The organism is Brachybacterium vulturis (genome assembly GCF_002407185.1).
Lineage (GTDB): Bacteria > Actinomycetota > Actinomycetes > Actinomycetales > Dermabacteraceae > Brachybacterium > Brachybacterium vulturis.
On the sequence record NZ_CP023563.1, the window covers coordinates 3595640 to 3621863 of the forward strand.

The window sequence follows — 26224 nt, forward strand, 5'->3', positions numbered from 1 at the left end:
CCTGGGGCCATGCCTGCTCCCGAGATCGCGCTGACCCAGCGCTTCCAGACCGCCTTCGTCGCCGCCTTCGGACCCGAGTACGCCGAGGCGGACCCGATCATCCGCCCCTCGCAGTTCGCGGACTTCCAGTGCAACGCCGCGATGGGCCTGGCCAAGCGCCTGGGACGCGCACCCCGTGACATCGCCGCGGAGATCGTCGAGGCGGTGGATCTCGCGGATATCGCCGAGGCCCCGGAGATCGCCGGTCCCGGCTTCCTGAACATCCGCCTGCGCACGGACTGGATCGCGGCACAGACCGCCGAGCTGGTGGACCCCTCGGCCGCCCTGGGCGTGCCGGCCCCCGAGCGGGCGCAGACCGTGGTGATCGACTACTCGGCGCCGAACGTCGCCAAGGAGATGCACGTCGGCCACCTGCGCACCACCGTGGTGGGCGATTCCATCGTGCGCACCCTGGAGAAGCTCGGCCACACCGTGGTCCGCCAGAACCACATCGGTGACTGGGGCACACCCTTCGGCATGCTCATCGAGCACCTGCTGGAGGTGGGCGAGGACAGCGCCGAGGCGGATCTGGTGCGCACCGACCCGAACGCCTTCTACCAGGCGGCGCGGGCGAAGTTCGATGCCGCCGAGTCGGCGGGGGTCGCCGGCTCCGCTCTCGAGGGCGAGGACTTCGCCTCCCGCGCCCGCCGGCGCGTGGCGACGCTGCAGTCCGGCGACGCCGCCTCGCTGCGGATCTGGACGCACCTGGTGGACCTGTCCAAGCAGTACTTCCACCGCATCTACGACATGCTCGACGTGACCCTCACCGATGAGCACCTGGCCGGGGAGTCCACCTACAACGACCTGCTCGAGGCCGTCTGCGACGACCTCGAGACCGCCGGCATCGCACGGATCTCCGACGGGGCGCTGTGCGTGTTCCCGGAGGGTTTCACCGGCCGCGACGAGCAGCCGCTGCCGCTGATCATCCGCAAGTCCGACGGCGGCTACGGCTACGCCACCACGGATCTCGCCGCGGTCCGCCACCGGGTGGGCACCCTGGGCGCGGACCGCATCGGGTACGTGGTCGGGGCGGCGCAGGGCCTGCACTTCCAGATGGTGTTCACCGCCGCACGGGAGGCCGGCTGGCTGCCCGCCCAGGTCGAGGCCGAGCATGTGAAGATCGGTTCGGTCCTCGGCGAGGACGGCAAGATCCTGCGCACCCGCTCCGGCTCCTCGCTGCGGCTGATGGCGCTGCTGGAGGAGGCCGTGGGCACCGCCCGCACCGTCATCGACGAACTGCGCCCCGACCTGCCGGAGGCCGAGCGGGAGCAGATCGCGCACGACATCGGCATCGGCGGCGTGAAGTACGCCGACCTCTCCACCGCCCACGACTCGGACTACACCTTCGACCTCGACCGGATGCTGGCGCTGACGGGGAACACCGCCCCCTATCTGCAGTACGCGGTGGCGCGGATCCGCTCGATCAGCCGGAAGGCCGCGGCCCGCGGCCTCACCGCCGCTGCGGCACCGCGGGTGGACAACGACGCCGAGCGCGCGCTGGCGCTGGCGCTGCTGGAGTTCGGGCCGACGCTGGTGAGCGTGGGTGCCGAGTACGAGCCGCATCGGCTGTGCGCCTACCTGTTCTCGCTCGCCCAGGCCTTCACCTCGTTCTACGAGGCCTCCCCGATCCTCCAGGACGCCGACGCGGAGGTGCAGGCCGGCAGGCTGGCCCTCGCAGAGCTCACCGAGCGGGTCCTGGTCGAGGGGCTCGACGCGCTCGGGGTGCACGCTCCGCAGCAGATGTGACAGCGCGGGCGGCGCAGAGCACCGGGCGAACTGCACGAAACGGACAGTTCACCGGTGATTCCGCACAGTCGTCACCCTCCGTGACCGAAACGTGCCTCGACGTTACCCAACCGTGCCCGTCATCGGTGGTCATCGGCCTGGTCCGGGCCGGGGGCGCTTCCTACTCTTGAGCAGTGCCACCGATCCGCTCCGTCCACGTCGCGCTCTGGGCGGCGTATGCCCTCGCGGCGATGGTGAACATCGGAGCCGTGATGGCGGACGCCGAGATGGCCCGGCGTCTCTCGCAGCCGCTGTTCGCCCCGCTGCTGCTGGCGGTGCTGCTGACCGCGGCCCCGCACCGCTCACGCACCACCACGCTGCTGATCGGCGGTCTGCTGTGCGCCTGGGCGGGCGACAGCCTCGGGCAGCTGCTGCCGCAGTCCGCCCAGCTGGTGACCGCGGCCGGCTTCCTGGGCGCGCTGATCTTCTACGCGGCCGCGCTGGCTCCGCTGTGGGCCCGCACCCGTGATGCGATGCGCATCGCGCTCGCCATCCCCTACGGCGCCGTGGTGATCGGGCTGTTCGTGGCCTGCGCGGACGGTGCCGGTCCGCTGCTCGTCGTGGTCGCCGCCTATGCGGTGGCATTGGCGGTGATGGCCTTCCTCTCCGCCGGCGGGAACGGCCTGACGTGGTCCGGCGGGACGCTGTTCCTGCTGTCCAGCTCGCTGCTGGCGATGGACTGGTTCCTGCCCGGCGCGTCGATCGCCTTCAGCACCGAACTGGTGATGCTCACCTACACCGTCGGCCACGCCCTGCTCATCGCCGGGATGATCCGCCTGATGCCGCGCCGCCGCTGGACCGCCTGCGCGCCCGGCGCCGCGCTGGTGATCGTCGAGAGCTGAGGCTCAGGCCGTCGTCCCGAGCGCGCTGGTCAGCAGCTCCGCCTGCTCCCGGTGGAGTCGTTCGATGTCCTCGCCCCTGCGGGGGATCAGCTGCAGGCCGAGCCGGCCGCTGATCTCGCGGTAGTGCAGATCCGCATCGTTCTCCTCGAGCTGCAGCTTCGCCACCCGCACCTCGGAGAGGAACAGGTCCCGCATCCCCACGCTGAGGTGGACGGGCGGCAGGCCCTCCAGGCTCGCGTTGAGCGGGGAGAGATCGGGGTCCTCCAGCGGCGTGCGGCCGGCGTAGCGACGGGCCGCATCACGCAGCAGGCGCCGTTCGTGGACCGGATCGGCCTGATCGGTCTCGGTGATCCCCGCGTTGGAGAGCTCGAGGTCGAGCCAGGGCGACATGGCGATCAGCGCCGACGGGGCGGGGATGTCGCCCTGCTCGCGCAGCCGGCGGGCGATGACGAAGGCCAGACCGCCGCCGGAGTGCTGACCGGCCAGCGCCCAGGGCCGACCGTCGAGGCGACCGTCGGCCGCGAGCGCTCCGAGCGCCGCCTCGACGTCGTCCCGACCCACCGGGTGCTGGTGGTCGGGGGCGTTGCGGTAGTCGATCATCAGCCCGGCGCAGCCCAGCGCATCGACCTGACGGGAGAGCCATGCCCAGTCGCTGGAGAACGGGCCGGAGACGTAGGCGCCGCCGTGGAGGAAGACGATGAGACCGTTCTCGGACCGGTGCTCGTCGAGCCAGACGGTGCGGGTGCGGCCGATCATCTCGTGCTCGATCGCGTGCGTCTTCAGCACGTGCCCGGGAGGCAAGGGGCTGCGGGCCTCCCGCAGCGCCTGATGGGTCACTGTCGAAGGGATCGGGATGCGCCGCACGGCGCGCGCCCCCGTCACCACGGCGTCTCGGATCCGGCCCATCACTGCCTCCTGTCCACGACCCCTGCGGGCCGCCTCGCTGGCGGATGCGACCAGCCTAACGAACACCGCTGGGTGTGACGTCCAGGACGTCAGCGATGGTCCCGGTACCCTGCGACCATGCCCGCCTCCGCCACGCCCCCCTCCGCCTCCGTCGCTGCTGAGCCCGCTGCCGAGCCCGCGCCGCTGACGGGCCCCCTGCTGGTCCTCGTCGCGATGCCCGAGGAGGCGGCTCCGCTGCTCGCGCGGCTGGTGGGTGCCGAGGATCTGCAGCCCCCCTTCGGCACCGGTGTCGCCGCCCGCCGCGGGCTCCTGGCGGGCCTGGACACGGTGGTTCTCACCACCGGCATCGGCATCGCCGCCGCCGCCGCGGCGGCGACCTGGGGGATCCTCGCCACGGCGCCCGGGCTGGTCCTCGCCGCCGGGTCCTGCGGTGGGCTCGCGGCCGACGTCGAGGTGGGCACGCTGATCGTCGGCGAGACCTTCACCTACTCGATCGCCGACGCGACCGCCTTCGGCTACGCCCCCGGCCAGGTGCCCGGCGGGCCCGTGCGCTTCGAGGCGGTGCCCCGCTGGGTGGACGCCGCCGAGCAGGCGGCGCTGCGGGCCGACGGGCAGGATGAGGGCCGGGGCGTGCGCCGCGGACTGATGCTCTCCGGCGATGCCTTCGTCACCGCCCAGATCGCCGCCCCGATGCGGGAGCGGTTCCCCACCGCGCTGAGCGCGGACATGGAGACCACCGCGAGCGCCCGCACCGCCGAGGCGCTCGGGGTCCCCTTCGTCGCCGTGCGCGCGGTCTCGGACCTGTGCGGCCCGGCGGCCGGGCAGCAGTTCCATCTCGAGCTGGACGTGGTCGCAGAGATCTCGGCCCGCGCCGTCCAGCAGCTGGCCGCGGGGCTGCTCCGCTGACCCGCGCCTCTCAGCGCGTCGCCACGTGCAGGATCTCCTGACCGTCGACGAGCGCTCGGAGGTTCGCGGTGATCCGCTCGTCCGCCCCGACGGGGCGGCCTCCCGCCGCATGCGGGGTGAGCAGCAGGCGCGGCGCGTCCCACAGCGGGTCGTCCTGCGGGAGCGGCTCCGGATCGGTGACGTCGATCCCGGCACCGCCGAGCGTGCCCGCCTCGAGGGCCTCCCGCAGCGCCACCTGGTCCACGGTCGTCCCCCGGCCGACGTTGAGCAGGAGCGCGTGGTCCGGCAGCGCGGCCAGCACCTCCCGGCCCACCGCGCCCGCGGTCTGCTCCGTCGCGGGCAGGATGTTGATCAGCACGTCGACCTCGGGCAGCGCGGCCGGCACCTCCCGCTCGGCGATGACCTCGAAGCCGGCGCGGGTGCCCGCGCTGCGGGCCGCACCGCGCACCTCGGCACCGAGCGCCTGCAGGGTCGGGGCGAGGGTCTGCCCGATCTGGCCGAAGCCCCAGATCAGCACCCGGGCCCCGATCAGGGTGGTGAGCCGGCCCGCGGGATGCAGCGGCTGCAGTCCGCCCAGCTCGGTGGACCACTCGTGGCGCTGCTGCGCCTCGCGGCTCTCGGGCAGCCGGCGCAGCAGGCTCAGCAGCAGGGCGAGGGAGTGCTCGCTCACGGTCAGCGAGTGCAGTCCGGCGCCGGCGGCGACCACCACGTCCGGATCGAACCCGGCGGCGAGGATGCCGTCGATCCCGGCGGCCAGCGACTGCACCAGCTGCAGGGAGTCCAGGTGCTCGGCGGCGGAGACCAGGTGGCGGCGGGACGCTCCCCACACCACCAGCACCGCGGCATCGTGGTGCTCGGCGGGGATCTCGGCGCGGGCGTCGATCGTCACCGCCTCCCATCCCTTCGGCAGCACGGGATTCAGCGGAACGGTGTCGGGCAGCAGGATCTTCATGCCCCCAGGGTACGGAGAAGGCGAGGGGGCGGAGGACATGCACGTCCCGGGCGTGCTCCCGCCGCTCGGACCTCCCCCGGCGCGCGCCGGTATCCTCTGTCGACCTGCGGGACGGGTCCGATAGCCTGCCCGCATGCGTTCAGGCTCCGCCCCCTCTCCCTCCGGCCCGACGAGCTGGCTGCGGGGGGCCGCCGCCGCGGTGCGCGCCGTGACCCGCGGCAGCGGCCGACGAGCCCGGCGCTCCGCGATCGTCGCTCCGCTGGACACCGCCGGTTTCCTCGGTGCCTCGGCGGCGGCCTGGATCTCGACGTCCCCGAGCCTGCTGCCCCGCACCTGGTGGATGTGGGCGGTGAACATCGGGCTGTCCGAGGTGTACGGGTACGCCAGCGGGGTGCTCGCGGGCCGCGTGGTGCGGCGCCTGGGCCGGGAGATCGGCCTGCAGGTCCGGATCGCTCCCGATCATCGCCGCCGAGCGCGCTGGGCCGGGGCCGGTGCGCTGGTGGGCATCTCGGCCTACTCCTGGGTGCGCGGCGCCCTGCGTCAGCGGGAGATCAGCCACCTGGTGCACGAGGAGCCCAAGAACCTCGCCACCCACGTGGTGGGCACCGCGGCCGGGCTCGGCGCCTCCCTGCTCGCGCTGGGCCTGGCCCGCTCGACGATCGAGACCACCCGTCTGTACCGGGCGCTGCTGCGGCCCTATCTCCCCCGCCGCCTGGTGACGGTGGTGTCCCTGCTGCTGACCGTCGCGACCGTCGCCGTGCTCGCCGACCGACTGCTCCGGGGCCGGATGCTGGAGACCCTGATCGAGCGGGCGGATGCCACGAACCGGCTGATCTCCCCGGATGTCCCGCAGCCCACCTCCTCGGTGCGCTCGGGCGGACCGCAGTCGCTGGAGACCTGGCAGTCCCTCGGTGCCCCCGGCCGCAGGATCGTCTCCGGTGGGGCGGACCGGCTGCTGATCTCCGAGACGATCGGGCGCGAGGCGCTCGAGCCGATCCGCGTCTACGCCGCGACGTCCGGGACCCGCACGCTCGAGGACACCGTGGCCGCGGTGGTGGCGGAGCTGGACCGCACCGCGGCCTGGGACCGCGAGGTGCTGGTGCTGTTCACCGGGACCGGCACCGGCTGGTTGCAGGAGTGGTCGCTGTCCGCGATCGAGTTCCTCACCGCCGGGGACTGTGCGACCGCATCGATCCAGTACTCGTTCTACCCCAGCGGCCTGGCCTACATCATCGACCGGCGCTCCCCCGAGCGGGCGGGTCGGCTGCTGCTCGAGGCGGTCCGGCGGCGAATGGCCCGGCTCCCCGCGGACCGTCGGCCCGCCCTGTACGTGGCCGGGGAATCACTGGGCTCCTTCGGGGGCCAGGCCGCCTTCCGCGACGTGCCCGAGATGCTCTCCACGGTCGACGGTGCGGTGTGGACCGGCACCCCCAGCTTCACGCCGCTGTGGCAGCAGCTGACGGCTCGCTCTCGGCCCGGGTCCCCTGCGGTGGCGCCGATCATCGACGCCGGCCGTCACATCCGCGTGGTCACCCGGCCGCGGGACCTGCATCGCAACTACTGGGGCGGGCTCTACGAGCAGTGGCAGCATCCGCGAGTGGTCTATGCCCAGCACGCCTCGGACCCGGTGGTCTGGATGGACCTGCCCCTGCTGTGGCGGGAGCCGGCCTGGCTGCAGGAGCGGGTCGGCCACGACGTCACCCCGGCGATGCGCTGGTTCCCCTGGATCACCTTCTGGCAGATCGCGGCCGATATGCCGCTGTCCATCGCCGTCACCGGCGGGCACGGCCACTCGTACCACGAGGAGATGGTCCCGATCTGGGCCGCGGTGCTGGGGCAGGACGCGGACGAGGGCGAGCAGCGCGCCCAGGCCGCGCAGCACCGCGCCATCGTCCGGGCGATCCGGGCGATCCACCCGCAGGGCTGAGCCTCAGGGGTTCGGACCGACGGCGACGGGGCGCGCCGCCTCCGCGCTCCACTGGGACCACGAGCCCGGGAACAGCCGTATCCGGGTGAAGCCCGCGCTCTCCAGCGCCAGCAGGTCGTGGGTGGCGGTGACTCCGGAGCCGCAGTACACGATCGTCTCGCGGTCCTCGCGCGCTCCGGCGGCCGTGAACCGACGGCGCAGCTCCTCGGGAGCCAGGAAGCGGCCGTCCTCGTCGAGGTTCCCGGCGAAGGGCAGGTTCACCGCTCCCGGGACGTGCCCGGCGCGGGGGTCGATCGGCTCCACCTCACCGCGATAGCGCTCGGGGGCGCGGGCGTCGACGACCAGCGCGCCACCGGCGGCGACCTCGTCCGCCGTCGCGATGCGAGACGCGGGCCAGGCGCGCGCGGTGACGTCCCCGGGCCGGGGGCGCACGTCCGTGGTCTCCAGCTCGCCGTCCCAGGCGGCCAGTCCGCCGCTGAGCACCGCGGCGTCGTGCCCCAGCGCGCGCAGCATCCACACCAGGCGCCCGGCGGGGGCGCCGTTGCTGTCGTCGTAGGCGACGACGAGGGAGTCCTCGGCGATCCCGGCCCGGCGCAGCGTGATCGCGAAGGCCTCGGGCTCGGGCAGGGGGTGGCGGCCGGCCTCGGGGCGGGCAGGTGCGGCGAGCTCGGTGTCGAGGTCGATGTACACGGCCCCCGGCAGATGCCCCGCGAGGTAGGTGCCGTGCCCCTTCGAGCCGTCCAGCGCCCAGCGCACGTCCAGCAGCTGGACCGGACGGGTGCCGTCGGCCCCCTCGAGGAGGGCGTGCAGGGCGGCGACGTCGAGGAGCGGGGGCAGCGGAGCCGGGGACGGACGGTCGGTAGCGGTCATGCCCGAAGCCTATGCCCGCGGCGGGACCCTATGCCCGCCGCAGGCTCAGTCCTTGACCTGGAGGTCCACGCGCACCAGGCGATGGTCCGAGGCGGGGAACGGGTGGGCGCCGGTCAGCTCGCTGCCGGGAGCGTCCGTGTGCGGCCAGTACACCGCGGAGAAGACCACCTGGAGCGGCCGGGAGGGCAGCACGTAGTCCACCCGCAGGTTTCCCGGCGCGGGATCATCGGTGAAGTCCGCGGTGTCGAAGCGGGGATCGCCGGTGTGCTGGAGGTTCGCCCCGCCCTGCACCTCGGAGGCTTCGACGGCGCCCTCGCTGCGGGGTTCCGGGTCCTGGATCCAGGGATGCGTCAGCAGCTGGTCGATCGCGCCGGGCCAGGAGTCGCCGTCGTGGGGATCGGAGTTCAGGTCGCCGAGGATCACGAACTGCTCGCTGGGGGCGAGCCCCCCGCGGGTGCCGGCATCGTCCACGATCCAGCGCGAGCGCTGCCCGGGGCTGAGATAGTCGGCCCACAGCCGGATCTCGTCGTGGTTGCGGCGCTGGTTGCGCTTCTCGGGGCCGTCGAAGCTGGGCGGGGTGGGGTGCGAGGCGAGCACGTGCACGGTGCCCGAGCCGACCCGCACCGGCACGTCCCAATGGGACTTCGAGCTCAGCCGCAGCTCGCTCGCGATCTGAGGGCCGTAGTACTCGGTGGGCAGCAGGTTGCTGGGCATGTCCGCCCAGCGCAGCTTCTGGAAGGTGCGCACCTGCTCGGTGAGGATCGGGTACCTCGAGAGGATCACCATCCCGTACTGGCCCGGGAACTCGCCGAAGCCCCAGGCGTCGTCCGGGCCGCCGACGGTGCCGTCGCGATTCAGGTCGTGGCCGCTGGGCACCCCGGTGTTGACCGGCGCGGTGAAGGAGTACCGGTACCTGACCGGGCTCTTCCCGTTCTGGGAGACCTCGAGGTAGTTCTTCCGGAAGAGATCGACCCCGGTGCCGTCCTCGTCGTGATCGAACTCGTTGAGCAGCAGGATGTCGGGATTGTTGATCTGGATGATCTCCGCGACGGCCCGGATCTGCGCATCCTCCCCCGTCCCGGAGTCCGGGTCGGCGGCGAGGTCCTCGAGCAGCTGCCCCTCGGCCGCGCGGTTCAGCGAGGCGTTGAAGGTGGCGACCCGCAGGTTCACGAAGCGTCCCCGAGGGCGGGAGGGCTGCGGTGCGGCCTCGGCCGCGGCGGGCAGGCCGAGCCCGGCGGCAGCGGCCGCGGCGAGCGCTCGACGGCGGGTCACACGAGGAGTCATGCACCCATTGTGCACGTTCTCCAGCACGTGCGACAACGCGGTGTGGACGGCGGGCACGGCTAGACGTCCACGATGATGTAGCGGGCCACCAGCAGCGCCGCGACGATGTAGAGGATGGGGCTGATCTCCCTGCCGCGGCCGGTGAAGACCTTGATCGCGCAGTAGCTGATGATCCCCGCGCTGACACCGTTGGCGATCGAGAAGGTCAGCGGCATCACCAGGATGGCCAGGAAGGACGGGACCCCCTCGCAGATCTCGTGCCAGTCGATGCCGCGGATGCCGTCCATCATCATGGCGCCCACCAGGATCAGCACCGGGGCGGTGGCGGCGCCGGGGATCACGGAGGCGAGGGGCCAGAAGAACAGGGCGCCGAGGAAGAGCATCCCGGTGACGGTGACCGTCGCACCGGTGCGACCGCCGTCCTGGATGCCGGAGGCGCTCTCCACGTAGGCGCCGGTGGTGGAGGTGCCCATGAGAGCGCCGAACATCGTGGCGATGCCGTCCATGGAGAAGGTGCGCCTGCCGCGCGGCATGTCCTGGCCCTCCTCGAGGTAGCCCGCCTTCTGGGCGAGGCCGGTCATGGTGCCGGTGGCGTCGAAGAAGTCGACGAAGAAGAAGGTGAACACGACGGAGAACAGGCCGATGCCGAAGGCGCCGGCGATGTCCAGCTCGCCCACCAGGTCACCGGGCCACACCGGCAGGGCGACCAGCCCGTCCGTGAAGCCGGGGAACGCCTGCAGGGCGCCGTCGGGCCCGCCGCCGTAGACCTTCGCCCGGGTGATCACGGCGAACAGGGAGGTCGCGCCGAGGCCCCACAGGAGAGCGCCCTTGACCTTCAGCTGCAGCAGCACCGCGGTGGCCAGCAGGCCGAACATCGCCACCCAGGCCACGGGCGAGGTGAGGTCGCCCAGCGTCACCAGGGTCGCCTCGTCGGTGACCACGAGCCCCCCGCTGCGGAACCCGAGCAGGGCCAGGAAGCAGCCGATGCCGGCCATGATGGCGAGCTTCAGACCGTGCGGGATCGACATGACGATCGCCTTGCGCAGTCCGATCACGCTGAGGACCACGAACAGGATGCCGGAGATGAACACGGCACCCAGGGCGGTGCGCCACTCCACCCCCATCCCCAGCACCACGGTGTAGGAGAAGAAGGCGTTCAACCCCATGCTGGGCGCCAGGGCGAAGGGATAGCGGGCGATCAGGCCCATCAGCAGGCAGCCCACGCAGGAGGCGATCGCCGTGACCATCAGCAGCTGCACGCCCACATCGGGCACGTCCGTGATCGCCGCACCCAGCACGATCGGGTTGACGAACAGGATATAGCTCATGGTCAGGAACGTGACCACCCCGGCTCGGCCCTCGCGCGCGAAGCTCGATCCGGAGCCGGTGATCCCGAAGTAGCGGTCGATCCGTCCCTTGAGGCCGCCTGCGGGGGGCGGGGTCGGTGCGGCCGTGGTGCCCTCGTGGCCGGCGTCGGTGCCGGCTCTGCTGTCGGTGCTCATGCTGCGTTCTCCTCATCGGCGGGAGCCGTCGTCATCGACGGCTCGTGCGTGATCTCCTGCCCGGCCAACCACACCTCATGGATATCGGCGGGGGTGCCCTGGGCGAAGAGGGTGGCGAGCGCATCGCTCGCGGTCTCGGCGTGACGCAGGGCGACGTCGAGGGTGCTCCCCTGCGGCGGCCGGATGCGCACGGCGTCGAACTGCTTGCCCACGGACAGGTCACCGACCTGGTCGGCGAGTCCGAGGGCGAGGGCACCGGAGCGGGTCGCCAGGTGCAGCAGGTCCGCCGCCGTCAGGGTCACCCCGTCCCGGCCGCGCAGCTGCTGGACCAGGTAGGCCTGCAGGCCCTCCTTGAGCAGGCTGAACCCGGTGCCGGCGCCGACGTCGGTGCCCAGGGCGATCCGGACCCCGGCGTCGAGGTGCTCCTGCAGCGGGAACATCCCGCTGCCCAGGGCGCCGTTCGAGCTGGGGCAGTGGGCCACCGCGGCGCCGGCCGCGGCGAGCACGGCGAGCTCCTCGGGCTCGGGATGGACGTTGTGGGCGAACACGGAGCGCTCGGTGACCAGGCCGTGGCGCGCGTAGGTGTCGAGGTATCCGCGCGCGGCGGGGAAGAGCTCTCGCACCTGGGCGATCTCCTCCTCGTTCTCGTTGAGGTGGCTGGTCAGCCACAGGTCCCCGGGAGTGCCCGGCTCGTCCCCGGCCAGCAGGGATCCGGCCGCGGCCAGCATCTCGTCGGTGGTGGACAGGGAGAAGCGCGGGGTGATCGCGTAGCGCAGCCGGCCCCGGCCGTGCCAGCGCCGGGCCAGCTCGCCACTGGCCTCGAGAGCGGCCGCGGGGGTCTGCAGCAGGTCCTCGCGCAGCAGGCGGTCGCTGAGCACCAGTCCGGTGGTGATCCGATGGCCGCTCTGCTCGGCCTGCTCGAACAGGGCGTCGACGGCGCGGGGGAAGTGCGAGCCGAACACCAGTGCGGTGGTGGTGCCGGCCTGGGTGAGTCCGGACAGGAAATCGGCGGCGACGCCGCGGGCGTACTCGACGTCCGCCAGGCGGGCCTCCTCGGGCAGCGCGCGCTCGGCCAGCCAGTCCAGCAGGGGCCGGCCCAGACCACCGATCACGCGGACCTGCGGGAAGTGGACGTGGGCATCGACGAAGCCCGGCAGCAGGATGCCGTCGCGCAGGTCCACGAGGGCGTCGGCGGGGTGGGCTCGTCGGGCGGAATCGATGTCGGTGCGGGCCACGATGACGCCGTCGCGGACGACCAGGGCGAGGTCGGTGCCGACCCGCAGGCCGTCGTCCTCCCCGAGATCGCCGGGGGTGTCCAGCACGGTGGCGAGGTAGATGGTCACGGTCTCTCCTGTCCGTTCCGGCGGGCGGGGCCGCCGAATGGGTACGGTTCATGGGCGCAGGGCCGCGAGGGCGGTCCGGCGCTGGGTTCTGGGTGGGCGCGGGTCAGCCCGCGGGGGCCGCCTCCTCGGCGTGCTGGAGGCTCGCCATGAGCGCGGCGGCGGCGCTGAGTGCGATCACGGCAGGCTCCTTCCCGCCGACCCCGGCCAGTCCGAGCGGGCAGTCGATGCGGTCGATCGCCGCTTCCTCGTGCCCGGCCTCGCGCAGCTGGACGCGGAAGCGGGACCATTTGGCGTCCGAGCCGATGACGCCGACGGAGCCGAGCTCGCCGCCCCGTTGCAGCGCGGCCTCGCACAGCACCAGGTCCTCGGCGTGGTCATGGGTCATGATCAGCACGTGCGCGCCCACCGGCAGGTCGCGCAGCACGGTCTCCGGGGCGGGGGCGTGGTGGCCCTGCACCCGCGCCGGCCCGTCGGGGAGAGCGCCGAGCCGGTCGGCGGCGACCTGGTCGGCGCGGCTGTCCACCAGATGCAGCGCGACCCGATGCCGCCGCAGCAGGTGGGCGAGCTCGAAGCCCACATGGCCGATGCCGAAGATCGCGACACACGGCGCCACCAGCTGCGGCTCCAGCAGCACCTCGGCCTCTCCCCCGCAGCACTGGCGGCCGTGGCGCGCGGGGGCGTGGGGGTTGAGCTTCATCTCCATCAGCTCCGGCCGGCGGTCACCGTGGCGGAGCATCTCGCGGGCCCGCTCGATCACGGTCGCCTCCAGATTGCCGCCGCCGATGGTGTCCACGGAGTCCTGCTCGGTGACCAGCATCTTCGCCCCGGCGTCGCGGGGGGCGTGGCCGCGGGTGCGGGTGACGGTGACCAGCACTGCGGGTCTTCCCTCCGCTCGCAGGGCGGTGAGGGCGCTGAGCCAGTCCATGTCAGCGGGGGACGACGGGGGTCAGGGGCGGGGCCGACTCGCGTGCGGGGCTGGCGGCAGCGGCGTCGGGCGCCGCGGCGGCCGCGCGCGCTTCTTCTCGCGCCGTCCCTGCCGCTCGTGCGTCTCGCGCCGCTCGTGCCTCTTCGAGTGCCCAGAACACGGCCTCGGGCGTGGCGGGGCTGGCCAGCTCGAGCGCACGGCCCGCCGGGCCGAAAGCCGCCGCGGCCTGGCGCAGCGCCTCCCGCACCGAGAAGGCCAGCATGAACGGCGGCTCACCCACGGCCTTGGAGCCGTAGACCACGCCGGTCTCCGTGGCGCGCTCGAGCAGGTGCACGTTCAGCTCGGGCGGCATCTCGGAGAAGCTGGGCAGCTTGTAGGTGCTCGCGCCCTGGGTGGCGAGGCGGCCGCGCCGCGGCCCGTCGCTCTCGTCCCAGCGCATCTCCTCCAGCGTCAGCCAGCCGGTGCCCTGCACGAAGCCGCCCTCGATCTGGCCGAGGTCGATCAGCGGGCTGAGGGTGTCGCCGACGTCGTGGACGATGTCGGTGCGCAGCAGGCGATAGGCGCCGGTGAAGCCATCCACCTCGACCTCGCTGGCGGCGGCGCCGTAGGCGAAGTACTTGAAGGGGTCGCCCTGCATGCGGGCCGCGTCCCAGTGGATCCCGGCGGTGCGGTAGTAGCCGGCGGCGAAGAGCTGGACCCGCTGCAGGTAGGCCTCTGCGACGACCTCCTCGAAGCGCAGGGTGCTGTCCTCGGCGCCGGGCAGACTCCAGGGCCCGCGGACCATGCCGTCGGCGATGCGCACGTCCTCGGGGTGGACCCCGAGCAGGCGCGAGGCGACCTGTTCGAGTCGTTCGCGGATCTGCTCGCAGGCGTTCTTGACCGCGCCGCCGTTGAGGTCCGTGCCGGAGCTGGCCGCGGTGGCGGAGGTGTTGGGGACCTTGTCGGTGCGCGTGGGGGCCAGTCGCACTCTCGCCAGCGGGACGCCGAGGGCGCTGGAGGCGACCTGGCGCATCTTGGTGTGCAGGCCCTGGCCCATCTCGGTGCCGCCGTGGTTGATCAGCACCGAGCCGTCCTTATAGACGTGCACCAGCGCCCCGGCCTGATTGAAGGCGGTGAGGTTGAAGGAGATGCCGAACTTCACGGGGGTCATCGCCAGTGCCCGCTTGGTATCGCGATGGCTCGCGTTGAAGCGGGCGATCTGCTCCCGGCGGGCGGCCACGTCGGCGCGGTCCTCCAGCTCCTCCCAGATCTGGCCGAGGCGCTCCGCGTGCCGGACCTCCTGCCCGAAGGGGGTGCTGTCCCCGGGTCGGTAGAGGTTCCGTCGGCGCAGCTCGGCGGGATCCAGCCCCAGCGCAGGGGCGCAGCGGCCCAGGATGTCCTCGATCACCAGCATGCCCTGCGGGCCGCCGAAGCCGCGGAAGGCGGTCTGCGAGGTCTTGTGGGTGCGCGCGATGCGGCCCTGCACCTCGATGTGCGGGATCAGGTAGGAGTTGTCCACGTGGCACAGTGCCCGCGACAGCACCGCCTCGGACATGTCCAGCGACCAGCCGCCGTCGGCGGTGATCGTGCCCAGCAGGGCCAGCAGGCGGCCCTCGGGGTCGAAGCCCACCTCCCACTCGGCGTGGAAGGGGTGGCGCTTGCCGGTCATGGTGATGTCCTGGGTGCGGCTCAGCCGCACCCGGACCGGTCGCCCGGTGGCCAGGGTGCCCAGCGCGGCGATCGCGGCCAGACCGTGGGACTGCATCTCCTTGCCGCCGAAGGCGCCGCCCATGCGCAGGGACTGCACGGTGATCTCGTGCGCAGAGATCCCCAGCACGTGGGCGACGATCTCCTGCGTCTCGCTGGGGTGCTGGGTGGAGGACTGGATGAACAGCTGCCCGGACTCGTCGACGTGGGCGAGGGAGACCTGGGTCTCGAGGTAGAAATGCTCCTGGCCGCCGAGGCTGAACTCGCCGCGGAAGCGGTGGGCGGCGCCCTCCAGCGCGGTGCGCGGATCCCCCGAGGAGACCACCGGCTGCCGGCCCTGGAAGCTGCCGGCCGCGATCGCCTCGCGCAGTGTGATCAGCGAGTCGAGCTGCTCGTACTGGACCTCGACCTGCTCGCCGCCGCGGCGGGCCGCCTCGAGGGTCTCGCCGAGGACCCAGCACACGGCCTGGCCGTGGAACATGACCTCGGTGGGGAACAGCGGCTCGTCGCCCTTGATGCCCGAGTCGTTCAGGCCCGGGACGTCCTCGGCGGTGAGCACCCGGACCACGCCGGGGACCTCGAGCGCCGCGGCGGTGCGCATCCGGAGGATCCGGGCGTGGGCGTGGGGCGCCTGGACGGGCCAGGCGTGCAGGACGCCCGCGGTGCGGCCGATCAGGTCATCGGTGTACATCGCGGCACCGGTGACGTGCTCGGCGGCGCTCTCGTGAGGGGTGCTCCGGCCGACGGAGCCGTCGCTCGGCTCCGGGCGCTGGGAGAGGGCGGAGTGGGTGCTCATCGCGGGACCTCCATCGGTGCGGTCGGTCGGCTGCGGGCGAAGAAGCGCAGCAGGGACTGCTCGAGCATCGCCCGGCGGTAGCGGGAGCTGGCTCGGTGGTCATCCATCGGGGTGCCGGTGGCGGCGAGCTCTGCGGCCGCCGCACGGACGGTGGGGGCGGTCCACGGGGCTCCGGTCAGGATCTCCTCGGCCGCTTCGCCGCGCAGCGGGGTGGCGGCCACGCCGCCGAGGCCGATCCGGGCCCGGCGGACCCGCCCGTCCTCGATCTGCACGGCGATCGCGACCGCGACGGAGGAGATGTCGTCGAAGCGACGCTTGGCGATCTTCACGAAGTCGCTGGTGGGCAGCACCGGGAGCGGGATGCGCAGCGCCCGGATGATCTCCTGCGGGGTGCGGACGGTCTGCCGATAGCCGGTGAAGAACTCGCTGATCGGCACCTCCCGCTCGCCGTCGACGGAGGCCAGGACGATCCGGGCGTCCAGGGCCAGCAGCGCGGGGGCGGAGTCCCCGATCGGGGAACCGGTGCCGATGTTGCCGCCCAGGGTGGCGCTGTTGCGGATCAGCCGCGAGGCGAACTGGGGGAAGAGCTGGGCCAGCAGCGGGACGCGGCCGTCGAGGTCGCGCTCGATCTCGGACAGGGTCAGCGCCGCGCCGATCTCGAGCTGCTCCGGGGTCTCGGTCAGGGTGCGCAGCTCGCTCAGGTGGTCGATCGCCAGCTGCAGCGGGGGCCGTCGATGCAGGATGTTGGTCTCCACGCCGACGTCGGTCGCACCCGCGACGAGCGTCACCTCCTCCGCGGAGGCACAGCGCCGCAGCAGCTCGGCGAGGTCCGCCGGGCGGTGGAACTCGGCCTCGCCGCTGGCGACGGTCACCGAGGGGGCGCGGGGGGCGGGGTGCTCGCGCCGCTGGGCCAGGGGGTCGTCCTGCGCGGGGTCGCCGAGGGCGTAGGCGGCGTCGCGGATCGGCCGGTAGCCGGTGCAGCGGCAGAGGTTGCCGCTGAGGGCGTGGAGGTCGAAGCCGTTGGCGCCGCACTCGTGGTCGTGATCCCCGCCCTCGTCGGCCGGCGCACCGCTGGGCGCCTTCGCCGCCGCGTGGCGCTCGGGGCGGTAGTACTCCGCGGCCATCGAGCAGACGAAGCCGGGGGTGCAGAAGCCGCACTGGGAGCCGCCGCGCTCGGCCATCTCACGCTGGACGGGGTGCAGCTCGGCATCCTCGCCGATCCGGGGTGCGCTGCCGAGGCCCTCGGCGGTGACGATCTCCTGGTCGGCGAAGGCCAGTGCCGGCGGCAGGCAGGAGTTCAGCGAGGTCCAGCGGGTCCCGCCCTCGCCGTCGGGGCGGGCGACGAGCACGGCGCAGGCGCCGCACTCCCCTTCCGCACAGCCTTCCTTGGCACCGGTCAGCCCCTGGTCACGCAGCCAGGTCAGCAGGTTGGTGTGGGGCGCCGCTCCCGCCGTGGAGAGGGGTCGTCCGTTGACGGTGATCTGTGTGGGCTCCATCGCCGCGTGCTCCTCGACCTGCGAGCGGCGAGCGCCGACGCTGGTCCTTCACGAGGGCACGGTTGCGGTCAGGGTCCGTCCGACCGGCCCGATGGTTATCCATGCCAGAACAACGGCGCCGATGTCGTGTGAGAACAGTAACTCTGCGACACCCCGAACGCAACACGTCTGCGAAATCACTTTTTCACGATGCGAAAACATGCACCGTGATCGAGTGCTGCCGGCAGCACCTCATCCGGGCGTTCAGGGGAGCCGCGCGCAACAGTCGGCGGTGCAGCCGGCCTCGAGTGCTGCGGACGGCACCTCATTCTCGTCCGGAGAGGCGTCGCAGGTCGCAGCCGGTGCGAAGCGAGATCGGGCTGTCGCCGATCGGGCTGTCGCCGCGGGTCAGCGCAGATCGCGGAGAATCCCGTGCGCGGCCTGGCGCCCCGAGAACAGGCAGCCGCCGAGGAAGGTGCCCTCCAGGGCGCTGTGTCCGTGCATCCCGCCGCCGCCGAAGCCGCTGGCCTCGCCGGCCGCGTAGAGGCCGGGCAGAGCCGCCGTGCCGTGACCGGCGACCGCTCCCTCGTCCGCGCCCTCGTCCGCGCCCACGCTCGCGGTGCGCTGCACCCGCCCGCCCAGGTCCGTCTCCAGGCCGCCGAGGGTCTTGCGCAGCAGCACGTGCAGGCGCACCGCGATCAGCGGCCCCGCCTGCGGATCCAGCAGGGCGTGCGGGGCGGCGGTGCGGATCAGGCGGTCGCCGACGTACTTCCGGGCCCCGTGCAGGGCCGTGATCTGGGTGTCCTTCGAGAAGGCGTTGCGCAGCTGGGCGTCACGGGCGCGGATCACCTGCTCGAGCTCGCGGGCGTCGATGAGGTCCTCACCGGTCAGCGCATTCATCTGCGCCACCAGGCCCTCGACGCTGCGGGAGCGGAGGAAGTCCTCCCCGTGGTCCAGGAAGGCCTGCACCGGGCCGGGAGCGCCGGGCTTCACCCGTGCCGCCACCTGCCGCCAGTCGCGGCCGGTGAGGTCCGGGTTCTGCTCGCTCCCGGAGAGGGCGAACTCCTTCTCGATGATCTTCCGGGTGAGCACGAACCAGGAGTGGTCGTGCCCGGTGGTGCGCAGGTGGCGCAGGGTCGAGGTGGTGTCGAAGCCGGGATAGGCGGGGGCCGGCAGGCGCCGGCCGCGGGCGTCGATCCAGAGCGAGGAGGGCCCGGGCAGGATGCGGATCCCGTGCCCGCGCCACACCGGGTCCCAGTTGCGGATCCCCTCGGTGTAGTGCCACATCCGGTCGCGGTGGATCCAGCGCGCGCCGGCCCGCTCCGCAGCCAGCATCCCGGTGCCGTCGACGCTCGCCGGGACCCCGTGCACGAACTGCTCGGGCATGGTGCCCAGGTCCGCGGGCCACAGCCGCCGCACCAGCTCCTCGTTGCCGCCGATGCCGCCGGTGGCGAGGAGCACGGCCGCGGCCCGGTGGGTGAACTCACCGGTGACCTCCCGGCTCGAGCCGATGCCGCGCTCGGTGGCGTCGGCGACCAGCACGTCCCCGCGCACCCCGGTGACGCGATCACCCTCGACCAGCAGCTCGCGGACGGCGCGGCGGGTGCGCAGCACGATGCGGCCCGTCGCGCGGTGCGCGGCGAGCCTGGCGGCGAAGGGGTCGACGATCCCGGGCCCCGTGCCCCAGGTGATGTGGAAGCGCGGCACCGAGTTGCCGTGCCCCTCCGCGCGGCCGTCACCGCGCTCGGCCCAGCCCACCACCGGGAACAGCCGCACTCCCAGCGACCGCAGCCAGTGGCGCTTCTCCCCCGCCGCGAACTGCAGGTACGCCTCCGCCCAGCGGCGCGGCCAGTGGTCCTCGGGGCTGTCGAAGGCGGCGGAGCCCAGCCAGTCCTGCCGGGCCAGGTCCAGGCTGTCGCGGATCCCCAGCCGGCGCTGCTCCGGGGAGTCGATGAGGAACAGCCCGCCGAAGCTCCACCAGGCCTGACCTCCCAGGTCCTGCTCGCCCTCGCGCTCCAGCAGCAGCACGCGCCGGCCGCCGTCGGCGATCTCGGTGGCCGCGACCAGGCCGGCCAGACCCGCGCCGACCACGATCACGTCGGCGGTATCGGACGCGGCGCCGTCGGCTCCTGCCCCCGGGACACCCATGTCAGTCGACCGCGATGCGGTGCACGCGCTGGAGGTGGTCGGTGCTGTTGCGTCCGCGCATCGCACGGTCCTGCTGGCGGTTGTTCTCGCCCACCTTGCGGTCACCGGAGCGGAGGTTGCCGACCGACACCTCCGTCTCCCGCTCGAAGTGGTGACGCTTGTCGGTGTTGCGGTAGTAGCGGTAGATGCCGCCGTACACCGCGGCGAACACGGCGGGCCCTGCGATGAAGGGGATGGCGATGCCGCCTGCCCCGGAGTCGGAACCGGCCAGCAGCGTCATGGTCGCCGGATCGGCGGAGAGCTCAGCGAGCAGCGGCAGCATGGCGTCCTCCTCGGGGGTGCGGATGGTCAGTGGTCATTGCCCCTCCTCAGAACAGGAACTGGCTCAGGCCGACGATCGCGCCGACCACGGCCGCGACGGTGCCGGCGGCGCAGGACACGGCGAAGATCTTCGGGTGGGAGACCGGGACCGAGCCCATGGTGGTGCCGGTGCGGCCGTTGACCGCGATGTAGTGGGTCAGCGAGTCCCCGGTGGCGGAGTCCGCGTAGCTGTACAGCCACACCGGCACGTACACGGAGACCCAGCGCGTGCCGCGCACGGCCACGCCCTCCCGCTCCCAGCGCACGCCGCGGTCGTAGCGGTTGATGGTGGGGACGGCCTTGGCCCGGGCGATCGCCAGGAAATGATCCTCCACATCGTCATCCACGTCGCGCACGTTGAGATCACGCCGTTCGGAGGTGAAGTTCTTGAGGTAGTTCGAGTTGTAGATGACGGCGTTCTCGGTGTCGTACGGCTGCACGGCATTGAGGATGTTGTTCGTGGCCTGCGCGTTGTCCTGTGCGTTGAACCGCTCGGCGGATTCGATCGTCAGATCGTCCACCAGCAGGTCGAAGGCCCGTTGGACGCCGTAGACGTCGGCGTCGTAATAGGTCTCGGTGCGCTTGTTGTCACCGCTGCCGCGGGTCACGGTGTACTGACGGGTGGTGACCTCGCCGGTGCCCTGCAGCACCGCGTGCATGTTGCCGTCCACCACCAGGTACGGGATGTACACGCCCATCACGTTGTCCGGGACGTACTCCTCCTTGAAGCGATGGTGGGCGAAGGCCCGACGCTTCGCGGTGAAGGCATCGATGCGCTCGATCGCCTCCTCGCGCGTCAGCTGGAAGGGGAGGACAGCGTCCGGGATCGCACCATTGGGGATCTGGGAGTTGATCGACAGGGTCTGGCGGCACCAGTGGCAGCGGGCCTGCAGGTCCTGGTCGACGTTGATGACCACCTCGGCACCGCAGCCCTGGCACTTCAGGGTCACGGTGGTGAGGTCCTCGCGGACATCCGCGGTCCCGGAGGCCATGGTGTGGCCCCGCAGATCCGCGATCGAGGAATCCAGCCCGAAGGCCTCCTCGGCGTTCTCCTCGTTCCAGGTGTGACGGCAGTAGGAGCAGACCAGCGCCTTCTCGGTGAGCGAGTACCGGATCTCCGAACTGCCGCAGCTGGGGCACTTGTTCAGCCCGTCGTCCTGACCCGAGCTGGTATCGATGATCCGGTTCGCGGCGTCCCGCCGGGCGGCCTCCGCGGCCTCGGCGACCGCCTCGGGCTGCTGCCCGCTCGGCGGGGGCGGGACCGAACCGCCGGGCCGCGGGGGCCCGGCGGGTCGGTCCGGATGGGCCCGGTCCGGGACCTCGGGAGGGACGCTCATCGCAATGCTCCGTGCCGGCTCAGAGACCGAGCGCGGCCTTCTTCGCCGCCTCATAGTCCGCTTCCGTGATCAGACCCTGGTCGAGCATCTGCTTGTACTGGCCGAGCTTGGCCACCGGATCGGCGGGGGCGGGAGCCGCCTCCTGCTGCGGGGCCTGCTGCTGCGGTGCCGCCTGCTGGGGTGCCTGCTGACCCGGCGGGGCCCAGGGCTGGGCCGGGCCCACCATGCCGCCGGCCGCTCCCATGCCCGCACCGAACATGGCCAGGCCCGCACCGCCGCCGGTCTCCCCGGCGGCCTGCACGCCGCGTGCGGCGGCCTGGTTCATGAAGGACTGCGAGCGGGCACCGGAGAGGGCATCGGCCTTCTGCACGTCCTTCAGCAGCTCGCGGGTGTTCTTGTCGTACTCGATGGAGACGATCGCGGTCTTCACGATCGCGAGGCCGCGATCGCTGGACCAGCGGTACCCCTCCTCGACGGCCGCGGACAGCGACTGGGCGAAGCCCACCGAGTCCCCCTGGATGCGGGAGATGCGGTTGCCCTTGTCGGGATCGTTGGTGTACCGGGAGAAGGCCTGCGCGAGGGAGCCGACGACCTCGCGGAAGAGCTGCGATCCGGCCGCGTTGTCGACGTCGCCGAAGTCGAACACCGGAGCGTTCGCGGAGATGAAGGTGGCCGGCACGAAGTTGTGCACGAACAGCAGCGGGTCGATGATCCGCAGGGTGTAGGAGCCGCGGCAGACCGCACCCACCTGGGTGTTGAGGTAGGCGTCGTCCCAGTAGATCTCCGACTGGGTGCCGAAGCGGTTGTTCGGGATCTCCTTGAGGCTCACGTAGAAGGCGAGCTGCTGCGAGGAGGGACGGCCGCCGAACTTGAAGCGCTCCCAGGAGGTGCCGACGGTCGAGGCCAGCAGCTCGTCACCGGCGAAGACGGAACGGGCATCCGGCGACTGGTCGTTGAACTCGTAGCCGCCGGCCTCGGTGATCAGGCCCGTCGCCCGGCCGTCGACCACGGTGATCAGGCCGTAGCCCTGCGGCACCAGGATCTTGGAGCCGTTGGAGATGATGTTCTCGGACCCGCGGGTGTTCGAGCCGCGGCCCGCGTTCGTGCCCTGCGGCACCGCCGGGAACAGGGCCGCCGTCTGCGGCAGTCCCTGCGGGACGGTGAGGAAGTCCTTCCACTGGTCGGCGAGCATCCCGCCGACAGCGCCCTTGAATGCCTGGATGAATCCCATGTGAGCTCCTTCGTCGCCCCCGAAGTGTGTGATCACAGCCATGCTATCCCGAGCCTGCCGAACGTCGCCTGGATCCGGGCCGCTACCGTCACGAGACATGGAGCGGAATCGATGGCGGGAGCGCGCGGAGCGCCACCAGGTCGCGCTCTACCTGCTGGCCATCGCCGCGGGGCTCGCCCTCGGCGCGCTGGCACCGGGCACGGCTCCCCCGCTCGAGGTGGCGGTGGAGCCCGCGATCGCCGCGCTGCTGCTGGTGACCTTCCACGGGATCCCGCTGCGCGGGGCCGCTGCGGCGCTGCGGGACGGGCGCTTCCTGCTGACCCTGCTCGCGATGAACTTCCTGGTGGTCCCGCTGATCGTCCTGCTGCTCACCCGGCCCCTCACCGACTCCCCCGAGCTGCTGCTCGGTGCGCTGCTGGTGCTGCTGGCCCCCTGCATCGACTACGTCATCGTGTTCACCGCTCTCGCGGGCGGGGCGCACGAGCGGCTGCTGGCCGCGACCCCGCTGCTGATGCTCGCCCAGCTGCTGGCCCTGCCGGTGCTGGTGCCGCTGCTGAGCGGCGGGGAGGCGCCGGGGATGATTGCACCGGGCCCGTTCGTCCGGACCCTCCTGCTGCTGATCGTCCTGCCGCTCGTGGCCGCGGCCCTGCTGCAGCGCCTCGCCCCGCGCCTCGACCTCTCGGCCGCGATGGTGCCGCTGATGGTCCTGGTGCTGGCGACGGTGGTGGCCTCGCAGACTCCGCGGGTGCTCGGCGCCGGCTCCGCGCTGCTGGTGCTGGTTCCGGTGTACGTGGCCTTCCTGGTGCTGGCCACGGCCGCCGGCCTCCTCACCGCTCGTCTGGCGCGCCTCGGGGCGGCGGAGTCCCGTGCCCTGACCTTCTCCGGTGCGACGCGCAACTCCCTGGTGGTGCTGCCGCTCGCGCTCGCGATGCCCTCGCCGCTGATCGCCGCCGCGGTGGTCACCCAGACGCTCGTCGAACTGCTCGGGATGGTGGTGCTGGTGCGCATGCTGCCGCGGCTGGTCAGCCGGTGATGTCGAACCTCGCGAGCTTCTTCGTGTTCCCGGAGCTCTGCAGGTCCAGCAGCTGGGCGTAGATGCCGCCGGAGCGCGCGAGCTCGGCCGGTGCGCCGATCTCGTCGATGCGGCCGTCGCTCAGGGTGATGATCCGATCCACCCCGGCGATGGTGGAGAGACGGTGGGCGATGATCAGCGAGGTGCGGCCCGCCATCAGCTCGTCCAGCCCCCTCTGCACCTGGATCTCGGCCTTGGTGTCCAGCGCGGAGGTGGCCTCGTCGAGCACCAGCACGGGGGCGTCCTTGAGCATCGCGCGGGCGACGGCGATCCGTTGGCGCTGCCCTCCGGAGAGCTTGAGCCCGCGCTCCCCGATCACCTGCTCGTAGCCGCCCGGGAAGCGGCGGATGAAGGTGTCCGCGTTGGCGCGGCGGGCCGCGTCGACCACCTCCTCCTCGCTCGCCTCGGGATGGCCGTACGCGATGTTCTCCCGGATGCTGCCGGAGAACAGCGAGGCGTCCTGGAAGACCACCCCGATGCGAGCGCGCAGCTGGTCCAGCGGCAGGTCAGCGCTGGGATGCCCCACCACCTCGACGCTGCCGCGGCGCGGTTCGTACAGGCCCAGCAGCAGGTTCACGATGGTGGACTTGCCGCCGCCGGACTCCCCCACCAGGGCGATCTTCTCGCCGCGGTCCACCTGGAAGTCGATCCCGTGCAGCACGTCCTCGCCGTCCTCGTAGGCGAAGTCCACCTCGCGGAAGGCGAACACGGGAGCGCCGGGCACGGGAGCGAGCACGGAGTCGGCGACAGCGGTCGTGACCGCGGCCGGCAGCTCGCCGCCGGTGCCGTCCGCGTGCCCGGCGTCGCGAGCGTCCTCGGGCCGCGCGGCCATCACCGCGGCGGTGCGGGCGTCGACCGGGGTCTCCATCACCCGGAAGTAGTCCTTTGAACCCGCGATCGCACGCTGGGCGGAGTCGATCACGAAGCTCATCGACTCCACCGGAGCCTTGGCCATGCTCATCAGCTGCACCAGCAGCACCATCTCGCCGAGGGTGAACTGCCCCTGCACGGTGCGCACGAAGATCAGCGCGTAGATCCCGAAGAAGACGAGGTTCAGGAACGCCCGACGGATCACGTCCATACGGTGCCAGTGCGTGGACTGCTCACGGGTGGTGGCGTCGGTGGAGCGGAAGCGGCGGGAGAAGTCCGCGAGCTCCCCGCGCTCGCGCACGAAGGACTTCACCACCCGGATCTGGCCGACCACCTCGGCGAACCGGCCCGAGGCGATGTCGATCTGCTGGTTCTTCTCCCCCTCCAGACGCTGCCACTTCACCGAGGTCAGCGACGTCAGCCAGACGTAGACGGGGAACACGATCAGCAGCAGCACCGTGAGCGGCCAGGCGTACCAGGCGCTGATGGCGAGCACCGCGGCGGTGGTGATCAGCATCGAGGCGAAGGAGTTCGACATCATCTTGGTGAAGTTCGTGATCTCGGTGATCGAGCGGTTCAGCCTCGCCACGATGGTGCCGGTGATCTCGCCGTCGAACCAGCGCTGCGGCAGGTGGAGCAGCTTGTCGTAGTAGCGCACCGAGAGGATCGTGCGCATCCGGTTGCTCATCACGTCGCCGAACCAGCCGCCGACGTTCGAGATCACGGTGACCGCCAGCTCCGCCGCCAGCACCGCAGCGGCGAGGAGCACCACGGTGCGCACGGCGGTGCCGGTCGCGGTCTCCCCGTTCACGGCACCGGCGACGGTGTCGGTCGCGCTGCCGATCAGGAAGGGGACCGCGAGGCCCGCGGCCGCGGTGAGCACCGAGCAGGTGATGATCGCGGTGTACAGCGGGGCGAGGGCACGGGTGAAGCGGATGATGCGCAGCAGGGAGGACACCGCTCAAGCCTAGGCGTCCGCCTCACCCCTGCCCACGTGGGACCGCTCTCCTCGCGCCCGCTCAATCCGACTTCGGACCGACGACCCCCAGCAGCACCCCGAGGGAGATCTTCTCCCCCGCCCGCCGGCGCCGCAGCAGGCCGCTGCCCAGGGCGTAGGGCACCAGCATCACGAAGCCGACGGCGCTGAGCAGCAGGATCGCGATCACGATCGAGCCGTCGCCGTCCGCGCCGCCGGTCCCGGTGCGGGCCACCAGCAGGGCGGCGGCGATGTTGCGCTGGCTGGTGAGGATCGCGGGGCCGTCCGGGACGGTGAGGGTGTCCCCCGCCAGGTCGCCGGCGAAGCGCCCGGCGACGAAGGCCAGCGCCACCAGGCCCGCGGCCACCAGCAGCACCGGGGAGAGCACCAGGCTCAGCACCAGGCCGGTGTTCGCCCCGAAGCCGGAGAGGAACATCAGCACCGCCGAGACCGCGGCGACGCTGCCCGCGATGCGGGCGAACCGGTCGGCCCGCCCCGGCCAGACGGCGGCGATGACGATGCCCGCGATCATCGGCGAGAGCATGGTGCCCAGCAGCAGCTGCGCCACCGACCAGCCGTGGACGGAGACGTCCTGCAGCAGGAACGGCACCACCAGCGGCATGAACAGGATCGAGCCGAGCAGCAGCACCGCCATCGGTCCGGCGGTCTCGCCGTAGGGGATCCGGGCCATCGCCCCGAGCTGCAGGACGAAGGGGGCGCCGGCGGCGCACAGGGCGATGACGAAGCCCTCGCCGGTCTCATGCGGGAGCATCCCATTCAGCAGCCAGACCAGCAGGGTGCCCACGGCCGGGACCACCACGAAGTTCGCGCCGAGCACGGCGAAGACGGTGCGGCGGTCGCGCAGCTGGTTGCGGAAGGCGCGCAGCGGGGTGCGCAGCCCCATCGAGAGCATGGACGCGATCGCGAAGGCCGGGACGCTGACGTTGATCAGCAGGCCGAGCAGGGATTCGATCGTGTGCACCTCGGCAGGC

Annotated in this window: 20 protein-coding genes; 5 read left to right on the forward strand and 15 right to left on the reverse strand. The window is 72.3% G+C overall.

The window, feature by feature from the left end; genetic code table 11:
• Nucleotides 1-9: 9 nt before the first annotated feature.
• Both argS and CFK38_RS16185 read left to right on the forward strand, forming a co-directional pair.
• The gene (gene argS / locus CFK38_RS16180; RefSeq protein ID WP_096803995.1) at nt 10-1785 is read left to right on the forward strand and encodes an arginine--tRNA ligase; all 1776 of its coding nucleotides are present in this window, start codon (nt 10-12) and stop codon (nt 1783-1785) included.
• A 173-nt stretch (nt 1786-1958) separates the two neighbouring features.
• Nucleotides 1959-2666 carry a lysoplasmalogenase family protein gene (locus CFK38_RS16185; protein ID WP_096803996.1) on the forward strand — a complete coding sequence of 236 codons (708 nt, stop codon included), beginning with the start codon at nt 1959-1961 and terminating at the stop codon, nt 2664-2666.
• A 3-nt stretch (nt 2667-2669) separates the two neighbouring features.
• On the opposite strand, the gene CFK38_RS16190 is transcribed toward CFK38_RS16185, so the two are convergent.
• Nucleotides 2670-3572, reverse strand: a complete 903-nt coding sequence (locus CFK38_RS16190; RefSeq protein ID WP_096803997.1) for an alpha/beta hydrolase fold domain-containing protein — start codon at nt 3570-3572, stop codon at nt 2670-2672.
• 117 nt (nt 3573-3689) lie between these two features.
• Here CFK38_RS16190 and mtnN point away from each other — a divergent pair, with 117 nt between their 5' ends.
• A complete protein-coding gene (gene mtnN, locus CFK38_RS16195) occupies nt 3690-4478 on the forward strand; it encodes a 5'-methylthioadenosine/S-adenosylhomocysteine nucleosidase (protein WP_096803998.1) in 789 nt (262 codons plus the stop codon).
• A gap of 10 nt (nt 4479-4488) precedes the next feature.
• Here the strand turns inward: mtnN and CFK38_RS16200 are convergent, their stop codons facing one another.
• Nucleotides 4489-5430, reverse strand: coding sequence for an NAD(P)-dependent oxidoreductase (locus CFK38_RS16200; RefSeq protein WP_096803999.1), 942 nt, complete (start codon nt 5428-5430; stop codon nt 4489-4491).
• A gap of 133 nt (nt 5431-5563) precedes the next feature.
• Between CFK38_RS16200 and CFK38_RS16205 the strand changes: the two genes are divergently transcribed.
• Nucleotides 5564-7357, forward strand: a complete 1794-nt coding sequence (locus CFK38_RS16205) for an alpha/beta hydrolase (RefSeq protein ID WP_157773517.1) — start codon at nt 5564-5566, stop codon at nt 7355-7357.
• A 3-nt stretch (nt 7358-7360) separates the two neighbouring features.
• On the opposite strand, the gene CFK38_RS16210 is transcribed toward CFK38_RS16205, so the two are convergent.
• From CFK38_RS16210 to CFK38_RS16260, 11 genes are all read right to left on the reverse strand, one after another.
• Nucleotides 7361-8227, reverse strand: a complete 867-nt coding sequence (locus CFK38_RS16210) for a sulfurtransferase (protein ID WP_096804000.1) — start codon at nt 8225-8227, stop codon at nt 7361-7363.
• Between the two features lie 45 nt (nt 8228-8272).
• Nucleotides 8273-9511, reverse strand: a complete 1239-nt coding sequence (locus CFK38_RS16215) for an endonuclease/exonuclease/phosphatase family protein (RefSeq protein WP_157773518.1) — start codon at nt 9509-9511, stop codon at nt 8273-8275.
• Nucleotides 9512-9570: 59 nt separating this feature from the next.
• Nucleotides 9571-11013, reverse strand: a complete 1443-nt coding sequence (locus tag CFK38_RS16220) for an NCS2 family permease (protein WP_096804001.1) — start codon at nt 11011-11013, stop codon at nt 9571-9573.
• Complete coding sequence (gene guaD / locus CFK38_RS16225; RefSeq protein ID WP_096804002.1) at nt 11010-12356, reverse strand: guanine deaminase; 1347 nt, start codon at nt 12354-12356, stop codon at nt 11010-11012. The genes CFK38_RS16220 and guaD overlap by 4 nt, the downstream gene beginning before the upstream one ends.
• Before the next feature lie 103 nt (nt 12357-12459).
• Entirely contained in the window at nt 12460-13281 is an 822-nt protein-coding gene (xdhC, locus tag CFK38_RS16230) for a xanthine dehydrogenase accessory protein XdhC (protein ID WP_096804003.1), read from the reverse strand.
• Between the two features lies 1 nt (nt 13282).
• Nucleotides 13283-15763 carry a xanthine dehydrogenase molybdopterin binding subunit gene (gene xdhB / locus CFK38_RS16235; RefSeq protein WP_096804004.1) on the reverse strand — a complete coding sequence of 827 codons (2481 nt, stop codon included), beginning with the start codon at nt 15761-15763 and terminating at the stop codon, nt 13283-13285.
• Nucleotides 15760-17259 (reverse strand): xanthine dehydrogenase small subunit, encoded by a 1500-nt coding sequence (locus tag CFK38_RS16240; protein ID WP_096804005.1) that lies wholly within the window; start codon nt 17257-17259, stop codon nt 15760-15762. Before CFK38_RS16240 ends, xdhB begins: the two co-directional genes overlap by 4 nt.
• Nucleotides 17260-17646: 387 nt before the next feature.
• A complete protein-coding gene (locus tag CFK38_RS16245) occupies nt 17647-19386 on the reverse strand; it encodes an FAD-binding dehydrogenase (RefSeq protein ID WP_096804006.1) in 1740 nt (579 codons plus the stop codon).
• 1 nt (nt 19387) lies between these two features.
• Entirely contained in the window at nt 19388-19708 is a 321-nt protein-coding gene (locus CFK38_RS16250) for a hypothetical protein (protein WP_096804007.1), read from the reverse strand.
• A gap of 46 nt (nt 19709-19754) precedes the next feature.
• Entirely contained in the window at nt 19755-21083 is a 1329-nt protein-coding gene (locus tag CFK38_RS16255; RefSeq protein WP_245851139.1) for a TFIIB-type zinc ribbon-containing protein, read from the reverse strand.
• Nucleotides 21084-21102: 19 nt separating this feature from the next.
• Nucleotides 21103-22314, reverse strand: coding sequence for an SPFH domain-containing protein (locus CFK38_RS16260; RefSeq protein ID WP_096804008.1), 1212 nt, complete (start codon nt 22312-22314; stop codon nt 21103-21105).
• A 97-nt stretch (nt 22315-22411) separates the two neighbouring features.
• Between CFK38_RS16260 and CFK38_RS16265 the strand changes: the two genes are divergently transcribed.
• Nucleotides 22412-23347, forward strand: coding sequence for a bile acid:sodium symporter (locus CFK38_RS16265; RefSeq protein WP_096804009.1), 936 nt, complete (start codon nt 22412-22414; stop codon nt 23345-23347).
• Here CFK38_RS16265 and CFK38_RS16270 read toward each other — a convergent pair.
• Nucleotides 23337-25214 (reverse strand): ABC transporter ATP-binding protein, encoded by a 1878-nt coding sequence (locus CFK38_RS16270; protein WP_096804010.1) that lies wholly within the window; start codon nt 25212-25214, stop codon nt 23337-23339. The genes CFK38_RS16265 and CFK38_RS16270 overlap by 11 nt on opposite strands.
• A 61-nt stretch (nt 25215-25275) precedes the next feature.
• Nucleotides 25276-26214 (reverse strand): bile acid:sodium symporter family protein, encoded by a 939-nt coding sequence (locus tag CFK38_RS16275; protein ID WP_096804011.1) that lies wholly within the window; start codon nt 26212-26214, stop codon nt 25276-25278.
• Nucleotides 26215-26224: the final 10 nt, after the last annotated feature.